Raw genomic sequence first — 15,997 nt, 5'->3', positions numbered from 1 at the left:
GGAGAAACATCGTCATGGATCGTAAAATTCGAGTAGCCGTCATTGGGGCAAGTGGAAGAATGGGGAGAGAGGTCGTTAAGACCGTGCTCACGGAGTCCGATATGGAATTAGTGGCGGGGGTAGACCGCTCCTCAGGCCCAATTGATCTTGGAAGAATGGTAGGGTTTGAAGAATGCGGCGTCAAAATGAGCAATGATTTGGAACTTGCACTAACCGAATCCAAACCGGATGTATTAGTAGATTTTACGGGTCCGCAAACGGCGTTTTCACATACAAGTTTAGCGATTCGGTTAGGCATTCGTCCCGTAATGGGGACTACGGGATTTACACCGCAGGATATTGCTGAGTTGGACAAGCAGTGTCAGGATAAAGAAATCGGTGGAATTATAGCACCTAACTTTTCCATTGGAGCTATTCTGATGATGAAATTTGCTGCGCAAGCCTCCAAATATTTCCCTCATTTGGAAATTATCGAGTATCACGGTGACCAGAAGTTAGATGCACCTTCAGGAACTTCAGTGAAAACCGCTGAACTTATCTCAGAAGTGAGAGAAGAGATCAGACAGGGTAATCCCAAAGAAGAAGAAACGATTGAAGGTTCCCGCGGCGGGTATTACAATGGGTTTAGAATACATAGCGTACGTCTACCGGGTATTTTTGCTCAACAGGAAGTCATTATGGCTGAACAAGGGCAGGCTCTTAAGATTAGACATGACTCTTATGACCGTGCTGCCTATATGCCGGGCGTAGCGATTGCTGTTCGTAAAGTAATGACATATAGCGGTATGATTTATGGATTCGAGCATTTTATAGATTAAGAAAGTCCTAGGGGAGTGGAAGTCAGAATGTTAAATATCGCGCTAATCGCTCACGACCGTAAAAAAGATGAGATGGTCAATTTCGTTACGGCGTATGAACATGTCTTTGCAGGTCATAAATTATATGGAACAGGCACGACAGGACAGAGAATCATGGATAATACGAAACTCGATGTCCATCGCTTTATGTCGGGGCCACTTGGCGGTGACCAGCAAATCGGTGCTTTGGTTGCTCAAAATGAAATGGATTTGATCATCTTTTTGCGTGATCCGTTAATGGCGCAGCCGCATGAGCCGGATATCATTGCTTTATTGCGCCTATGCGATGTTCAAGGAATCCCTTGCGCCACCAATATCGCCACGGCGGAAATTCTCGTTAAAGCGCTCGATCGCGGGGATTTTGCTTGGAGAGAACTCGTACATAAATATAAACCGGGTCTTGAATAAGATGAGTGAACAATTAGATATTCTTATTTTTGGCGCGCATGCAGATGATGCTGAGATTGGAATGGCCGGGACGATTGCGAAGCATACCGCATTGGGTTACCGTGTGGGCATTTGCGATTTGACCTATGCAGAGATGTCCTCAAATGGGACGGTCGAGACAAGGAAAGAAGAAGCGGAGCAAGCGGCACAACAGTTAGGATTGACGGTGCGAACAAATCTCGGGTTACCGGATCGTGGCTTGTTCGTGACTCCCGACCATATTGAACGAATAACGGCGGAAATTCGGAAATACAAACCTAGAATCGTCTTCGCTCCTTATTGGCAGGATCGCCATCCCGATCATATTGCTTGCTCGGCGCTTGTTCAAGAAGCTGTCTTTAATGCCAAACTGCGCAAATATTTGCCGGAGTCTGATCCAGTCCATGTGGAGAACATGTATTTTTATTTTATAAATGATGTGTATGAAGCTGACTTTATTGTCAATGTAACAGATTATTATGAGACCAAAAAGGCTGCGCTGAGCGCTTATCGTTCGCAGTTTACAACGGGGCAAGGTACCGTAGCGACACCGCTGAATCAAGGCTATGTAGAGCGTGTAGTGGCCCGTGACCATTTATTGGGACAAAAGCGGATGCTTCAGTATGCAGAAGGTTTTGTTTCTAAACTGCCTATGGTGGTAGATCGATTCGATTGATCTGGAAAAGAGGTGCAAAATGAGCGATAAACTTAAAAGCGATAAACTTAAAATTGGAATTACGTGTTATCCGACGTTAGGCGGTTCAGGCGTTGTAGCAACAGAACTCGGCAAGCTGCTTGCCGAAAAAGGGCATGAGGTTCATTTTATTACGCACAGCATGCCGTTTCGCCTGGGTAAATTCCATAAAAATATATTTTATCATGAAGTGGAAGTCAGTCAGTACTATGTATTCCGTTACCCTCCTTATGATCTTTCCCTTGCAAGCAAACTTGCCCAAGTGGCTAAGATGGAAGAGCTTGATCTGCTTCATGTTCACTACGCCATTCCACATGCCGTGTGTGCACTGCTTGCTAAACAGATGGTTGGCAGCAAGCTGAAGGTCGTCACTACGCTTCACGGAACGGATATTACAGTGCTGGGTCAAGATCAATCCATTTCAGATTTGATTCAATATGCGATTAATGAGAGCGATGCGGTTACGGCAGTATCGAAGGATTTAATTAAGGAAACTAGGGAATTACTGGATATTGAGCGTGATATCGATTTAACCTATAACTTTGTTGATAAAAGGGTGTATTACCCGAGAGATGTTACGAAACTTCGTGGAGAGTTTGCAAGACCGGAAGAAAAGATCCTCATTCATATTTCCAATTTCAGACCGGTCAAGCGCGTTCAGGATGTCGTGGATATCTTTGCGAATGTAAGCAAGAGAATTCCTTCAAGGCTTCTGTTTGTGGGAGAAGGACCTGATTTGTCTAAAATGATTGCCAAGGTGAAGGAGCTAGGTCTTACCGATAAAGTCACGTTCTGCGGCAAGCAGGATGACGTCTCCCAGGTAATTTCCCTGGCGGATGTTATGCTTCTGCCATCGGAGAAAGAAAGCTTCGGATTGGTTGCCCTGGAAGCTATGGCTTGCGGTGTGCCTACCATCGGGTCAAATGCAGGAGGAATTCCAGAGTTGATTACTCATGGGGAAACCGGATATCTAGCCGAAGTCGGCGATACGGATGCGATGGCAGATCATGTCGTGAACCTGCTCAGCAACCAAGTACTGTATGAGCAAGTGGTGCAAAATTGTTTGGACCGTGCGAGATACACGTTTTGCAATGATATCACCACACAACAGTATGAAGAAATTTATTATCGCGTATTGCGAAGAGAACTTCCGGAATCTCACCGGATTACAGCCTCGTCCTGTCAATAAGAGGATGTACGCTGGATAGGAGTAACATGTTGGATGCTGGGAAAATTTTGGAGGAAGATCGAGGAGCATCCTATGTGCTGGCTAAGCTTACAGAAGCAGGTTATGAAGCCTACCTCGTAGGAGGCTGTGTACGGGATGCCGTGCTTGATCGGCCGATTAAAGATATCGATATCGCGACGTCGGCCTTGCCGGAGCAGGTGATTGCCTGCTTCCCGCGGACGGCGCCGACGGGGCTTCAACACGGAACGGTCACCGTCATCCTGCAGCAGGGGACGTATGAAGTGACGACGTTCCGCCAAGAGGCGGAGTACGAGGGCTTTCGCCGCCCGACTTCCGTCGAATATATCTCCGACTTGACGGAGGATCTGAAGCGGCGCGATTTCACCATGAACGCGATGGCGATGGACCGCGGAGGCGAAGTGATCGATCCGTTTGCAGGGCAAAAGGATCTCGCTTTAGGCGTGCTCCGCTGCGTAGGCAAAGCGGAGGAGCGTTTCGGCGAAGATGCGCTGCGCATGCTTCGCTGCATTCGTTTTGCCTCGACCTACGATCTGCAGGTCGAGGAGAGCACGTGGCAGGCGCTGCTTGCGCAAGCTCCGCTGCTGCGCCACATTGCCATGGAGCGCGTGCGTAGCGAGCTCCAGCGTATGATTGACGGCCCGGCCCCTGCGCGGGCTGTCCGGCTGCTTCTGGCGAGCCGCCTGACGGCGCACCTCAAAAAGCAGCTTCCGCTGCCTTTTGAGCGGTGGCTAGCCTGGGATGACGCGCTGGACGCAGTCAGCGCGCTGGAAGAGCAGCATGACCGCTGGTCCATGCTGCTGATGCTCCTGGAGGTGCCGGCGGACGTGGTCCGCACGGCGCTCCAGGAGCTGACTTTCTCCCGCGCCGACGGCGACGCGGTAGAGGCTGTGCTGGCCCTGCGCGAAGCAGTGGCCGCCTCAGCTGCAGACCCTGCTCCGCTGGAGCGGGTCTGGAAGCTTGGCGCGGTGCGCAGCGGCATAGCCGCCGCCCGCGCGCTGCTGCGGCTGCTGCGTGCGCTGCAGCCCATAGCCGATCAGCGCGGCGAGCTCGCGCTGTTTCTGGAAACCACCGCGCCGGAGCTGGTGCGCCGCGGGGAGGATTGGCTGAGCGAGGTACCTTGCTTCAGCCTGAAGGAACTCGCCATATCCGGCAAGGATTTGGCGTCAGAGCTGGGCATGCAGCCTGGCCCATGGATGGGCAAGCTGCTGCAGGACCTGCTGGAACGGACCGCGCTCGGCGAATTGCCGAACGAGCGGGAATTGCTTTTACAAGCCGCGCGTGCTGCGAAGTAGCAGTGCGCGTGGTTTTTTACTTTTGTTTTTTCAATTAGTCTTTAATTGGAGTGAAAAAGATGAATGAGCGGATTTTAGAACTATTTCAAGAGTCCCCGGAAGCTTATGTGTCTGGTGAGGAGATTAGCCGTAGATTAAACGTGAGCCGTACGGCGATTTGGAAGCATATCGAAGAACTGCGGGCCGCTGGTTATGAGTTTGAGGCAGCTCCCCGCAAAGGATACCGGTTGGTGAGCAAGCCGGATAAATGGCAGGTGGCCGAACTGCTGCAGGGATTGAAGACCAAAGTACTCGGACAAAAAGTGCATGTGTATGGCGAAGTTGACTCCACACAGACGATTGCACACGCGCTGGTAGCTTCAGGGGCTTCTGAAGGCACGCTAGTGCTTGCCGAGGCACAAACAGCCGGGCGTGGCCGAATGGGGCGCGCATGGCATTCTCCGGCAGGCAAAGGGATCTGGATGAGTCTGGTGTTAACGCCAAAGGTGCCTGTTTACTTCATGCCTCAACTAACTTTGCTGAGCGCAGTCGCTCTCTGTCGGTCGATTCAGAAAGTATGCCGCGTGGACATTGGGATCAAATGGCCGAATGATTTGCTGATCAAAGGGAAGAAAGTCAGCGGTATTTTGCTGGAAAGCAGCGGCGAGGATGAGCGGCTGAAATATGTCATTGCCGGAATTGGGATCTCCGTGAATTTGAAAGTCGAAGACTATCCGGAGGAATTGCGTTCCATTGCAACTTCCTTGGCGATTGAATCAGGAACGGAAATCAAAAGAGAAACGTTGGTACAAGCCTTTCTTTTAGAATTCGAAGAGCTGTATGCTTTGTACTTGCAAGAAGGCTTCTCCCCAATACGATTGCTTTGGGAAGCTTTGAGTGTCACGCTCAAGCGTCCTATCCGAACACACACACCTATGGGTGTGATTGAAGGTATTGCGGACTCTTTGGATGACTCAGGCGCGTTAACGGTGATTAAAGGGGACGGAGAGAAAATCAAAGTTTATTCCGGCGATATTGAACTGCGGTAGAAAAGTTGAGGTATCAATTGGAAGCTATATTTGGTATAATTGAATAACGAGGCGGTATCCTTAAAGGAACTGCACTTGCTGCTATACAAGCGTAGTAACATGTTCAACTCAGCCAAATAATGAGTAAACAAGAGGTTGGATTCTGCTCTGAGCCTACGGGACCGAGACAGAAGAATCATTGGATTCTTTCTGCATGCGATCCTTTTAGCTCTTAGCTAAAAGGTTTTTTTATTTTATATGAGGAAGCTGGGATACAAATGGAAAAACGAAAGCCGCTAACAACAGCCAGAATGAGAAAAATGAAGCAAGACGGTGTACCGATTACGATGGTAACGGCTTACGATTACCCGTCAGCTCGCTTGTCGGAAGAAGCCGGCGTAGATGTGATCCTCGTTGGAGATTCACTGGGAAATGTTGTATTGGGGTATGACTCGACCCTGCCTGTGACGCTCGATGACATGGTCTATCATACACGTGCTGCCGTACGCGGCGCTTCGAACACGTTTATCGTAGCGGATATGCCATTCTTTACGTATCACGGAAGCTTGGACACCACACTCAAAGGTGTCGCTCGATTAATGCAAGAAGGTGGCGCGAAAGCGGTGAAGCTTGAAGGCGGAGCTGAGATCGCGGCAACAGTCAAAGCGATCACAGAGGCCGGGGTGCCTGTTATCGGCCATCTTGGCTTAACCCCGCAGTCCGTTCATCAACTCGGCGGTTTCCGCGTACAAGGCCGCAGCTCAGAGCAAGCAGAGAAGCTGCTTAGCGATGCGAAAGCCATTGAGGAAGCGGGAGCATTCGCAATTGTGCTGGAGCTGGTTACCGATGAGCTGGCCGAATGGATCACCAAGCAGTTATCGATCCCGACAATCGGCATTGGGTCCGGGGTTCACTGTGACGGGCAAGTTCTGGTCTACCATGATCTTTTACAGTATGGTTCTGACAGTGCGCCCAGAAAGTTTGTAAAAGCTTACGCGAATATCGGGGAAACTATCCGTGAGGGCATTCGTGAATATGTTAAAGAAGTGAAAGAGCGGGCGTTCCCTACACAGGAAAATACGTTCCACATGGATAATGATGTAGTTCAATATTTGTACGGCGATAAGGAGTAGTGAGCGGTCATGAAAGCGATCCAGACGATGGAAGTGATTCATTCGATTGCCGATTTGCGTTCCCGGATTCGGGAATACCGACGTAAGAATGATGGATCTGTAGGTTTTGTGCCTACAATGGGTTATTTGCACGAAGGACACGCCAGCTTGCTGCGTCAAGCGCGGTCACAGAGCGGGCTTGTGGTTTTAAGTATTTTCGTCAATCCGCTGCAATTTGGTCCTGGGGAGGATTTTGAGCGATATCCACGCAATACAGAGCGGGATCTTGAGGTGGCTGAGGCAGCCGGCGCTGATCTTGTTTTTATGCCCTCTGTAAGTGAAATGTACCCGACTCCAACACGTACGACGGTTGCGGTGTCAGGGCTTACCTCGAGGCTCTGCGGAGCTTCGAGGCCGGGACACTTCGACGGTGTTGCGACTGTGGTTAGCAAGCTGTTTCATATCGTACAGCCGGATCAAGCATTTTTTGGACTGAAGGATGCCCAGCAAGTTGCCGTCATTCAGCAGATGGTGCAGGATCTGAATTTGCCGGTCGACATCGTCCCTTGCCCAACCCTGCGCGAAAAAGATGGCCTTGCTATGAGTTCACGCAATGTGTATCTATCGGACGAAGAGCGGAAACAAGCGTTAGTCTTGTCCCAAGCTTTGGATAAAGCAAAGGAATTCGTGCAATCTCGAACTAACTTCAATGCTGCCGAGCTTGAAAGCCTGGTTAAGAGCCATATCGCAACAGCGCCATTAGCTGTTATTGATTATGCGGAAGTACTCGCATTTCCGACGTTGGAACCTTTTGAGAACAGCACTCATACCGATTCAATCATTCTTGCACTTGCCGTTAAATTCGGCAAAACACGTCTAATCGATAATGTCATTATACAATTGAGGAAGTGAAGTTTATGTTTCGCACAATGATGAAAGCTAAGATCCACCGCGCTACCGTAACAGAAGCAAATTTGAACTACATTGGAAGCATCACGATTGATGAGGATTTGCTTGATCTTGTTGACATGCTGCCCAATGAGAAAGTGCAAATCGTTAATAACAATAACGGTGCACGCCTTGAAACGTATATCATTGCAGGCCCACGCGGGACGGGAGTCGTCTGTTTGAACGGTGCCGCGGCACGTTTAGTGCAAGAAGGAGATACGGTCATTATTATGACTTACGCCATGATGACTGATGAAGAAGCCAAGAAGCATCAACCAACGGTTGCAATCATGGGAACAAATAATAAAGTAGCCCAATTGTTAAAAGCAGAGGAGCATTCCACCATCCTTTAAGATGGTCCTGTCCATGCATGAAATCGGCTCTGTTTACAAAGAATGAGGGTAAGCTTTCGAAGCAAAGGTGGGATGCCAAATGTTTAAGCATTTATTTTCCACAATGAACGAGGTTTTGGAAGAAATCCAAAAAGAATATCCGAATAGTGATGTGGAGAAGAGAGCGGAGCTTGACGAACAGTTGCAAGTGTTGAAGACAATGAGTGATGAGTTCATTGAGGCGTGGCTGCTTTTTGAGGAGAAGCTGGGAAAGTTTTATGGGGCCGTGCCGATCAGTACCCAAACCCTTCATAAAGAACTGATGGATCTCGATCTGTCCGGGAAACAAACGGATGAATTTGTCCGGGGGCAAGGATACTACAAGCTTTATATGTATGATCAAGCGATCAAAGAGTTTGAGGTCTTGATTCGTAGGCAGCCTGATTTTTTGTTGGCAAGAGTCTATTTGGCGATGGGGCATCTGCGTAAAGGGGAGTTTGGAGAGGCGTACAGGCACTTCAAATTCCTCCTGCCTCTAACGGATAATTCCAAGATGAAAGCTATTTCCTATAACGCCATGGGAGTCATACAGGTGCAGAATCAGAATATAGAAAAAGCTTTCGAGTATTTTCAAAAAGCGTACCATACGGACCCATCATGTATGGAGCCTCTCATCAATCTGGACGAGTCCTGAAACCAAAGTGGCGATCAGGTATTCCCTTTTCCTAATAAGATTTGGTATGCTAGGAGAAGTGCAGGACGAAGGGATTGAAGATACACGTCATGAAATTTGCAGTTTTGGATTTTGAAACGACAGGAAGTCAGCCTACGGATGAGATCATCCAAGTTGGACTGGTCATTATAGATCAATTTCAAATTATCGACAGGTATACTTCTCTGGTTCATCCAGGGATGGGTATACCTTCTTCCATTACGACACTTACTGGCATTACGGATGAGATGGTTGCTGACGCTCCCACGCTTGATCAAGTGATGTCGGATATGTTCCCACTTTTGTTTGATTGCGTGCTTGTGGCGCACCATGCAGCATTTGACGTTTCTTTTTTGCAAAGGGGACTGACCAAAACCGGGTACCCGCCATTTTCAGGCCGAGTACTGGATACGATGGATATGCTCCGCATATTATTCCCATCGATTTCCAGTCTTCAGTTGAGCATGGTAGCCGGTTTGTTTGGCATTGACCATGAACGGCCTCATCAGGCTGACAGTGACGCGGAGGTCACAGCTGAAATCTGGATCAGGTGTCTGGAAAGGCTGATTGGACTGCCTCTCCTTACGGTTCAACGGCTGCAGCATATTTTTGAAAATAGCTCCAGCGATTTGGGTTGGTTTTTAGACGAAATATGTTTATATAAAGAATCGATTACGAGCATTGACACGGATACGAATCGTTATTTCCGCCAATTCACACTGAATGTCACCGATTGGGGCGAAGAAGATGACATCCGCGGCGCTTCGGATGAAGATGGATTAGGCGCCTCTTTCCAACAATTTCATCAAGGCTTGAAGTTAGCGCTGCAGCAGAAGTTTGAGATTTTCGAAGAGCGGGAATCGCAAGAGCAAATGATCTACGAAGTGGAGAAATCGCTGGAGAACGATCAACATTTGATGATTGAGGCCGGAACAGGCACAGGGAAATCGCTTGGTTATTTGATACCTGCCCTTTATTATGGCATCAAATATGAGAAGAAAGTGGTTGTCTCCACGCACACGATTAACCTGCAAGAGCAGCTTAGAGAGCGGGATATTCCGCTGCTGAAAGAGATATTTCCGGTTCCTTTTAAAGCGGCTGTGCTCAAAGGTAGAAGTCACTATTTGTGCTTGCGCAAATTTGAAACGAAACTGACAACGCGTGATTACGAGAATGGCAAAGAAGATCCGGTCACAGCGGCACAAATGGTCGTTTGGCTGAGTGAAACGGAACACGGGGATGAAGAGGAAATCCACTTTGGGAATAAAGGCGCACAATTCTGGTATTCGGTTGCCAGCGATACAGACTCGTGTTTGAACCGGATGTGCCCTTGGTACAAAAAATGCTTCTATCATCGCGCGCGGAATGACGCCAACACGGCTGATGTGATCATCACGAACCATTCCCTCCTGTTTACCGATATGAAGGCGGAGAACCGCCTCCTACCGGCTTACAAGCACCTTGTAATTGATGAGGCGCATCATTTCGAAGAAGTGGCGAGTAAACATCTCGGTATCGAGCTGCATTCCTCAGCGATGTATCATTCATTGACCTGGCTTTACAAAGATAATCGGAGCGGCCACCTGCCGATGCTGCGGTTTAGACTGCAGAAATCGGATGAGCAGCAAGAAAGGGCAGCGGCATGGAGTCATACGATTGATGGTCTTTTCCCAAAAATCGTGCAAATCAAAGAGGATTGGGATCGGCTGAGCGAATCACTGTATGAGCTGCTGTCGTCCAAAAGCGATCCGTCGCAAACGGAGAATTCCACGTATGTCCTGCGCATGAAGCCGGAGACTTTGCCGGCTAATTGGCACGAGCTGATGGCAATGGAGGACAATATCTATCTGAACGCGAATGATTTGCTTCGCACGCTTGATAAATTGTTAAGCGATGTGAAGGAACATCAGGACGTCTTCGGGGTCCAAGGTTTAGTGACAGATCTTAACGGCACCGTGAAAGAGCTCTATGAGCATCGTGATGCCCTCCATTTCTTTATGAAAATGGCGGATGATGGTTATGTATATTGGATGGAAGCAGGGACGTATGCCAGGGCGAAGTCACTTCAGTTGATCTCTGTGCCGACGGACGTCAGCGGCTTGCTCCAGCAGCATTTCTTTGAGACAAAAGAAAGTATCATTATGACCTCGGCAACTTTGTCCGTGAATAAATCCTTTCAATACTCCGCTGATCAATTGGGGCTGATGATTCCGCAGGATGAAGAGAGCGGTAAGCTCAAAACGGTTCAACTGCCTTCTCCTTTTAACTATCGTGAGCAAGCTTTGGTTGTTATTCCAAGAGATTTTCCTACGATTAAGGGAGCTGGGGATCCCGTTTTCATTGCTTCGCTCATTGAATCGCTAAGTGAAGTCGCTATCGTGACCAAAGGTCGAATGCTGATCTTGTTCACATCCAATCGGATGCTCAAACAGATTTATGCCGGGATGAAAGATTATTTGAAGGCATATGGCATTACTGTGCTTGGCCAAGGGGTAGACAGCGGCAATCGTAGTAAATTAACCCGTATGTTCCAGGATAACAAGATGTGTGTGCTGCTTGGCACCAGTTCATTTTGGGAAGGAGTAGATATTCCTGGGGATGCGCTAAGCTGTTTGGCCATTATCCGGCTGCCGTTCCAACCTCCGAATCATCCGCTCGTTGAGGCCAAATGCGAAAATATTAAGAAACGGAACGAGAACCCGTTTATGAAATTTTCTGTGCCACAGGCGGTCATTCGATTTAAACAAGGCTTCGGCCGGTTAGTTAGACGCGCATCTGATAAAGGAATTGTGATCATCTACGATACGCGTGTCATCGAAACCTTTTATGGCAAGCACTTCCTCTACTCACTGCCCGGACCCAAAATTGAGCATATGACAACGGAACAAATGTTACCAAGGATTGAGCAGTGGATGGGGGAGGCGTAGAAATGAAATCACAAAAAATATCGGAAGCTGTTGTTCGCAGGCTGCCCATCTATCTACGGTTCCTGAACGAGCTTGCTATGAAAAATGTCGCAACGGTATCTTCGCAGGATTTGGGTCAAAAACTTGATCTGAATCCGGCCCAGATTCGTAAAGATTTGGCCTATTTCGGTGAGTTTGGCAAAAAAGGCATCGGATATGATATTGCTTATTTGATCGAGAAAATTAGGCAAATACTCAAGCTGGACCGACATATCCAGGTAGCTCTTGTTGGAGCGGGGAATCTGGGCCGCGCATTATGCAATTATAATACTTATCTACGGAATGATATGAAAATTGTCGCAGTTTTTGATGCGATGCCCTCTAAAACCGGGGAGACGATTAATAATTTGACGGTTCAACCGATGGGGGAAATGAAGGCTGTTCTATCGGAGCTAGGCGTGCGAATCGGGATTATAACTGTGCCAGCGAGTGAAGCTCAAAATGTGGCCAATCAATTTGTGGATTGCGGCATTGAAGCTATTCTGAATTTTGCACCGGTCATTATTAAGGTTCCCCCGGAAGTTCGCGTGCATTATGCGGATTTCACAACGGAGCTGCAAAGCTTGGCGTATTATTTAGATTAAAAAAAGAAACCGTCAGGATTCCCTGACGGTTTTTCTTTATTTAGAAGATCAGTCTGAAGATAAGGAAGTAAATGGAGTACGCGAGTGCAATGCTGATCGGGATGGTAATGACCCAAGTAATCAACATGCGACTGACGGTTCCCCACTGAACTTCATGGAAGCGCATGACACTGCCTGTCCCAATAATAGCGGAGGAAATAACATGTGTTGTGGATAATGGTTTTCCGATATGGGTGGAGAATTGAATGACGAGTGACGATGTAAGATCGGATGCGAATCCGTTAATCGGTTCGATTTTTACAATTTTCCCAGATACGGTTTTAATAATTTTCCATCCACCGATCGAAGTTCCTAACCCCATGGCCAATGCTGCTGAGATTTTTACCCAAAGCGGGACGTCCAGCGTCGTTTGAACATCGGCTGCGACTAGACCAAATACGATAATACCCATCGCTTTTTGTGCATCGTTACCGCCATGTGAGTAGGAGAGCAACCCGGCAGAAATAATTTGCAATGTCCTGAAGATACGATTGAGTTTGGATCTGGACGTATTTCCGGACCAGATGACGATGTACTTGATCAAAAGCATGATAACGTAACCTAGGGCGAAGGCAATGATCGGTGAAAGGATCAAAATGATAATGATCTGCGTAAAACCGCTCCAATTGACAGAATGCACGCCAGCTCCAGCGATAACCGCACCGGCAAGGGCTCCGAGCAGGGTGTGAGAAGAAGAGGATGGAATCGCAAGATACCATGTCAGAAGGTTCCATATAATCGCCGCGAGCAGGGCTGCGATTACGATTTCAACGCCATTGGCAATTTGAGCAGGATTAGCTATACTGCCTCCGACCGTTTTGGCCACTTTGGAGGATACCATTGCTCCAACAAAGTTAAGCGTCGCTGCCATGGCAATAGCTACCCGCGGACTGAGTGCGCGCGTAGAAATAGATGTGGCAATCGCATTGGCTGTATCGTGAAATCCATTGATGAAATCAAAAAGCAAGGCTAGTACAACAATTACGATCAAATAAGTTAACATGATTTCCTCCTAAGAGTTTTCCATTCGGAAAACTATCTTCGTACACATAGACCGGTTAAAGTTTATGAATAACGAAGTACTACGCTATCTAGGATATTGGCTACGTCTTCACAAGCGTCCGTTGTTTCTTCCAAGCGCTCGTAGATTTCTTTTAGTTTAAAGTCTTCGTATACATCTTTGCGTGTGATGAAAATTTGACGAATCCCTTCACGCATCAAGCGATCACCGTCATTCTCAAGGGAGTTAATGGCAACGGTATGTTCAGGGATCTGCATATATTTTTTCTTCGCAAGCAATTTGAATGCATCAAGCATGTGTTGGCAGGAATCCACGATGACAGCCGAGAAGTCTTTCATATATGAATCCGTATGCGAGACGTTCAAATAGTCAAAACGAGCGATTGTAGCTTCAATACCATCCGTGACATCATCCACTTTGGAGGCAAGAACCATGATGTCCTCACGATCGATCGGTGTAATGAACACTTTATTGAGTCCTTTGAAAATTTCGTGAGTGATGGAGTCTCCAGCATGTTCTAGATCGTGAATGGACTGAACGTAGTCTATAGGGGATTTGTCACCCATCATGGCTGTGCGGAACAGCTGTGCAGTTTGCAGTGCGTTTTCTGCAGCGCGGATGAGCAATTGCAAGAAATCGACTTCGTTCTTTTTTGTGAATAACGTGGTCATAAATGCCTCCTAGTATTTACTATATGTACAAGATTTTGATCGAATTTATAAGATAAACAGACCAACTTGTTGAAAAAACTCACAAAATTAAAAATATCATAATAATTGCACCGAAAGCAACGAAAATTCCGTGACATTTTACATTTTCTTAACATTGTACACTTCCTTGATTTTACAAGCCTTAAGATGTAAAGTTTATAAAGCGGTGTTTAACTTAGAATGAGCATAGAGAGGGTTTTTTAGTATGAAAAAAACATTAATTATGAACGGTCATTTTATTTCTACTATTGAAGGAAAATCATCAATCAAAGGCTGCATGGTTATAGAAGGCGATCTGATTACATATATTGGTGAACAAACTCCTGAACCCAAGGAAAACTACGATGAAATCATCGACGGTACGAATAAATTGTACATGCCAGGCTTAGTCAATACGCATGGTCATGCCGCGATGTCGCTGCTTAGAGGTTACGGTGACGATTTAGCCCTGCAAATCTGGTTGGAAGAGAAAATGTGGCCGATGGAAGCGAAATTTACCGCTCAAGATGTGAAATGGGGGACTAGTCTGTCCATTTTGGAAATGATGAAGGGCGGGACTACGACTTTTGTAGATATGTACGACCATATGAATGAAGTGGCGAAGGCTGTTGAGACTTCAGGGATGCGCGGCGTTCTTGCCCGCGGTGTGATTGGACTGTGCCCGGTTGATGTACAGACGGCTAAGCTGCAGGAAGCCACTGAGTTTGCAAAAACATGGCATGGGGCTGCAAATGGACGTATCACGACAATGATGTCTCCTCATGCGCCTTACACATGTCCTCCGGATTATATTGAAAGAATTGTTCAAGTTGCCCACGATTTGAATTTACCGATCCATACGCATATGTCGGAAACAAGCCGTGAGGTACAAGGAAATGTAGATCAATACGGACTGCGTCCTGTTGCACATCTGGAGAAGATCGGTGTATTCAGCCGACCAACGCTTGTAGCGCATGGAGTCCATTTAACGGATGAAGAAATAAATGTTCTCAGACAATATGATGTTCGCGTTTCTCACAATCCGGGAAGCAACCTGAAGCTTGCTTCCGGCGTAGCGCGTGTGCCTGAATTGCTTCGCGCCGGAGTGAAGGTTTCACTTGGTACGGACGGTGCAGCGTCAAATAACAACTTGGATATGTTTGAAGAAATGAGACTTGCCGCGCTGATTCACAAAGGCGTTTCTGGTGATCCGCTAGCTGTACCCGCTGCTGAAGCGCTGCTGCTAGGCACGAAGATGGGAGCGGAATCCATTTGGTTGGATAACGTGGGATTACTGCAGCCGGGTATGAAAGCGGACTTTATCGCGCTGGATTTGGATCAGCCTCATTTCCTGCCAAAAACAGATTTCGTATCACATGTCGTTTATTCCGCTTGTGCCAAAGATGTCGTCGATGTCTGTGTGGACGGCAATTGGCTTGTCCGCAAAGGGGAATGCTTAACGATGGATGAAGAAGAAATCAAACGTGAATTTGAATTGTGTTTTGACAGATTAATTGGTTAAAAAGGTGCCGGCAATTGGTTGGGGAGGTGAGCGGCGCTGATGGGTGCAAAGCGAACTAGAATTATTACTTTTGGCGTGTTTATTATATTGACGCTTGGCGTCGTGCTCAGCCGCTTCTACTTAAATGTGCAAAAGGATCATTGGGATAACAAACGCATGGCGGTAGAAACTGCTTATGAGAAAAGCATCATGACGAAAGCGGCAAAAGTAGATTTCTTTTATGGAGATGAACCTTTTCGAATCGTCTATGGAGAAGATAAGCTCGGCCAAGGTGTCATTGTATGGGTATCGGATAAGGGTGTTCACACGGAGATGGCTTCTGAAGGCTTCACGGAAGCCCAAATTCGAGATACCGTTATGAAGAAAAATCCGGGTGTGGAGATTGATCGCGTCATGCCGGGGAAGCTTGGCCAGGAGTACGTATGGGAAGTTTTTTATAAAAAGACAGACGATAGTGGTACAAGATATTTTTATGATTATTATAAATTTAAAGATGGACTCTATCTGGATACGTACAGACTCAGCCTGCAATAGGCTGAGTTTTTTTGTTTCCACTCATTTCATAAGGTCACGGTATATATCGCAT

Annotated in this window: 16 protein-coding genes; 14 read left to right on the top strand and 2 right to left on the bottom strand. The window is 47.3% G+C overall.

All coding sequences use genetic code 11. The annotated features are described in order from the left end of the window. Positions 1–14: 14 nt before the first annotated feature. From dapB to ACUN27_RS22585, 12 genes are all read left to right on the top strand, one after another. Complete coding sequence (dapB, locus tag ACUN27_RS22640; protein ID WP_315949299.1) at positions 15–818, top strand: 4-hydroxy-tetrahydrodipicolinate reductase; 804 nt, start codon at positions 15–17, stop codon at positions 816–818. Between the two features lie 27 nt (positions 819–845). Next, positions 846–1,265, top strand: a complete 420-nt coding sequence (locus ACUN27_RS22635; RefSeq protein ID WP_167053845.1) for a methylglyoxal synthase — start codon at positions 846–848, stop codon at positions 1,263–1,265. A gap of 1 nt (position 1,266) precedes the next feature. After that, positions 1,267–1,959, top strand: a complete 693-nt coding sequence (gene bshB1, locus ACUN27_RS22630) for a bacillithiol biosynthesis deacetylase BshB1 (protein ID WP_326062979.1) — start codon at positions 1,267–1,269, stop codon at positions 1,957–1,959. 19 nt (positions 1,960–1,978) lie between these two features. Continuing rightward, positions 1,979–3,166 (top strand): N-acetyl-alpha-D-glucosaminyl L-malate synthase BshA, encoded by a 1,188-nt coding sequence (gene bshA, locus ACUN27_RS22625; RefSeq protein WP_445559627.1) that lies wholly within the window; start codon positions 1,979–1,981, stop codon positions 3,164–3,166. A gap of 29 nt (positions 3,167–3,195) precedes the next feature. Further along, complete coding sequence (locus ACUN27_RS22620; protein ID WP_445559626.1) at positions 3,196–4,479, top strand: CCA tRNA nucleotidyltransferase; 1,284 nt, start codon at positions 3,196–3,198, stop codon at positions 4,477–4,479. Between the two features lie 59 nt (positions 4,480–4,538). Further along, positions 4,539–5,507, top strand: a complete 969-nt coding sequence (locus ACUN27_RS22615) for a biotin--[acetyl-CoA-carboxylase] ligase (RefSeq protein WP_315949306.1) — start codon at positions 4,539–4,541, stop codon at positions 5,505–5,507. Positions 5,508–5,764: 257 nt separating this feature from the next. Then, positions 5,765–6,619 carry a 3-methyl-2-oxobutanoate hydroxymethyltransferase gene (gene panB / locus ACUN27_RS22610; protein WP_315949308.1) on the top strand — a complete coding sequence of 285 codons (855 nt, stop codon included), beginning with the start codon at positions 5,765–5,767 and terminating at the stop codon, positions 6,617–6,619. A 27-nt stretch (positions 6,620–6,646) separates the two neighbouring features. Next, positions 6,647–7,510 (top strand): pantoate--beta-alanine ligase, encoded by an 864-nt coding sequence (gene panC, locus ACUN27_RS22605; RefSeq protein ID WP_315950373.1) that lies wholly within the window; start codon positions 6,647–6,649, stop codon positions 7,508–7,510. 5 nt (positions 7,511–7,515) lie between these two features. Then, entirely contained in the window at positions 7,516–7,899 is a 384-nt protein-coding gene (gene panD / locus ACUN27_RS22600; protein ID WP_315949310.1) for an aspartate 1-decarboxylase, read from the top strand. 79 nt (positions 7,900–7,978) lie between these two features. Further along, complete coding sequence (locus tag ACUN27_RS22595; RefSeq protein ID WP_127451445.1) at positions 7,979–8,572, top strand: tetratricopeptide repeat protein; 594 nt, start codon at positions 7,979–7,981, stop codon at positions 8,570–8,572. A gap of 89 nt (positions 8,573–8,661) precedes the next feature. After that, complete coding sequence (dinG, locus tag ACUN27_RS22590) at positions 8,662–11,517, top strand: ATP-dependent DNA helicase DinG (RefSeq protein ID WP_315949313.1); 2,856 nt, start codon at positions 8,662–8,664, stop codon at positions 11,515–11,517. Positions 11,518–11,519: 2 nt separating this feature from the next. After that, on the top strand, positions 11,520–12,140 hold the full coding sequence (locus ACUN27_RS22585) for a redox-sensing transcriptional repressor Rex (protein ID WP_315949314.1): 621 nt from the start codon (positions 11,520–11,522) through the stop codon (positions 12,138–12,140). Positions 12,141–12,180: 40 nt separating this feature from the next. Here ACUN27_RS22585 and ACUN27_RS22580 read toward each other — a convergent pair whose 3' ends face one another. Next, positions 12,181–13,182, bottom strand: a complete 1,002-nt coding sequence (locus ACUN27_RS22580; RefSeq protein ID WP_315949316.1) for an inorganic phosphate transporter — start codon at positions 13,180–13,182, stop codon at positions 12,181–12,183. Between the two features lie 62 nt (positions 13,183–13,244). Continuing rightward, positions 13,245–13,871: a DUF47 domain-containing protein gene (locus ACUN27_RS22575; protein WP_315949317.1), complete on the bottom strand. Its 627-nt coding sequence runs from the start codon at positions 13,869–13,871 to the stop codon at positions 13,245–13,247. A gap of 244 nt (positions 13,872–14,115) precedes the next feature. Between ACUN27_RS22575 and ACUN27_RS22570 the strand changes: the two genes are divergently transcribed. Together ACUN27_RS22570 and ACUN27_RS22565 are read left to right on the top strand one after the other, a co-directional pair. Continuing rightward, positions 14,116–15,411 (top strand): amidohydrolase, encoded by a 1,296-nt coding sequence (locus ACUN27_RS22570; RefSeq protein ID WP_315949318.1) that lies wholly within the window; start codon positions 14,116–14,118, stop codon positions 15,409–15,411. Positions 15,412–15,450: 39 nt separating this feature from the next. After that, positions 15,451–15,945 (top strand): cell wall elongation regulator TseB-like domain-containing protein, encoded by a 495-nt coding sequence (locus ACUN27_RS22565; RefSeq protein WP_315949319.1) that lies wholly within the window; start codon positions 15,451–15,453, stop codon positions 15,943–15,945. The last annotated feature ends 52 nt before the right edge of the window (positions 15,946–15,997 follow it).

This window comes from Paenibacillus sp. WC2504 (genome assembly GCF_052682475.1).
The sequence above is the reverse complement of the archived record's forward strand: the minus strand, read 5'-3'. Positions and strand labels throughout refer to the sequence as shown.

Bases quoted from the DNA above. Each gene is read 5' to 3' on its own strand.
- dapB (WP_315949299.1), top strand. From the start codon at position 15: ATGGATCGTAAAATTCGAGTAGCCGTCATTGGGGCAAGTGGAAGAATG.
- ACUN27_RS22635 (WP_167053845.1), top strand. From the start codon at position 846: ATGTTAAATATCGCGCTAATCGCTCACGACCGTAAAAAAGATGAGATG.
- bshB1 (WP_326062979.1), top strand. From the start codon at position 1,267: ATGAGTGAACAATTAGATATTCTTATTTTTGGCGCGCATGCAGATGAT.
- bshA (WP_445559627.1), top strand. From the start codon at position 1,979: ATGAGCGATAAACTTAAAAGCGATAAACTTAAAATTGGAATTACGTGT.
- ACUN27_RS22615 (WP_315949306.1), top strand. From the start codon at position 4,539: ATGAATGAGCGGATTTTAGAACTATTTCAAGAGTCCCCGGAAGCTTAT.
- panB (WP_315949308.1), top strand. From the start codon at position 5,765: ATGGAAAAACGAAAGCCGCTAACAACAGCCAGAATGAGAAAAATGAAG.
- panC (WP_315950373.1), top strand. From the start codon at position 6,647: ATGGAAGTGATTCATTCGATTGCCGATTTGCGTTCCCGGATTCGGGAA.
- panD (WP_315949310.1), top strand. From the start codon at position 7,516: ATGTTTCGCACAATGATGAAAGCTAAGATCCACCGCGCTACCGTAACA.
- ACUN27_RS22595 (WP_127451445.1), top strand. From the start codon at position 7,979: ATGTTTAAGCATTTATTTTCCACAATGAACGAGGTTTTGGAAGAAATC.
- dinG (WP_315949313.1), top strand. From the start codon at position 8,662: ATGAAATTTGCAGTTTTGGATTTTGAAACGACAGGAAGTCAGCCTACG.
- ACUN27_RS22585 (WP_315949314.1), top strand. From the start codon at position 11,520: ATGAAATCACAAAAAATATCGGAAGCTGTTGTTCGCAGGCTGCCCATC.
- ACUN27_RS22580 (WP_315949316.1), bottom strand. From the start codon at position 13,182: ATGTTAACTTATTTGATCGTAATTGTTGTACTAGCCTTGCTTTTTGAT.
- ACUN27_RS22575 (WP_315949317.1), bottom strand. From the start codon at position 13,871: ATGACCACGTTATTCACAAAAAAGAACGAAGTCGATTTCTTGCAATTG.
- ACUN27_RS22570 (WP_315949318.1), top strand. From the start codon at position 14,116: ATGAAAAAAACATTAATTATGAACGGTCATTTTATTTCTACTATTGAA.
- ACUN27_RS22565 (WP_315949319.1), top strand. From the start codon at position 15,451: ATGGGTGCAAAGCGAACTAGAATTATTACTTTTGGCGTGTTTATTATA.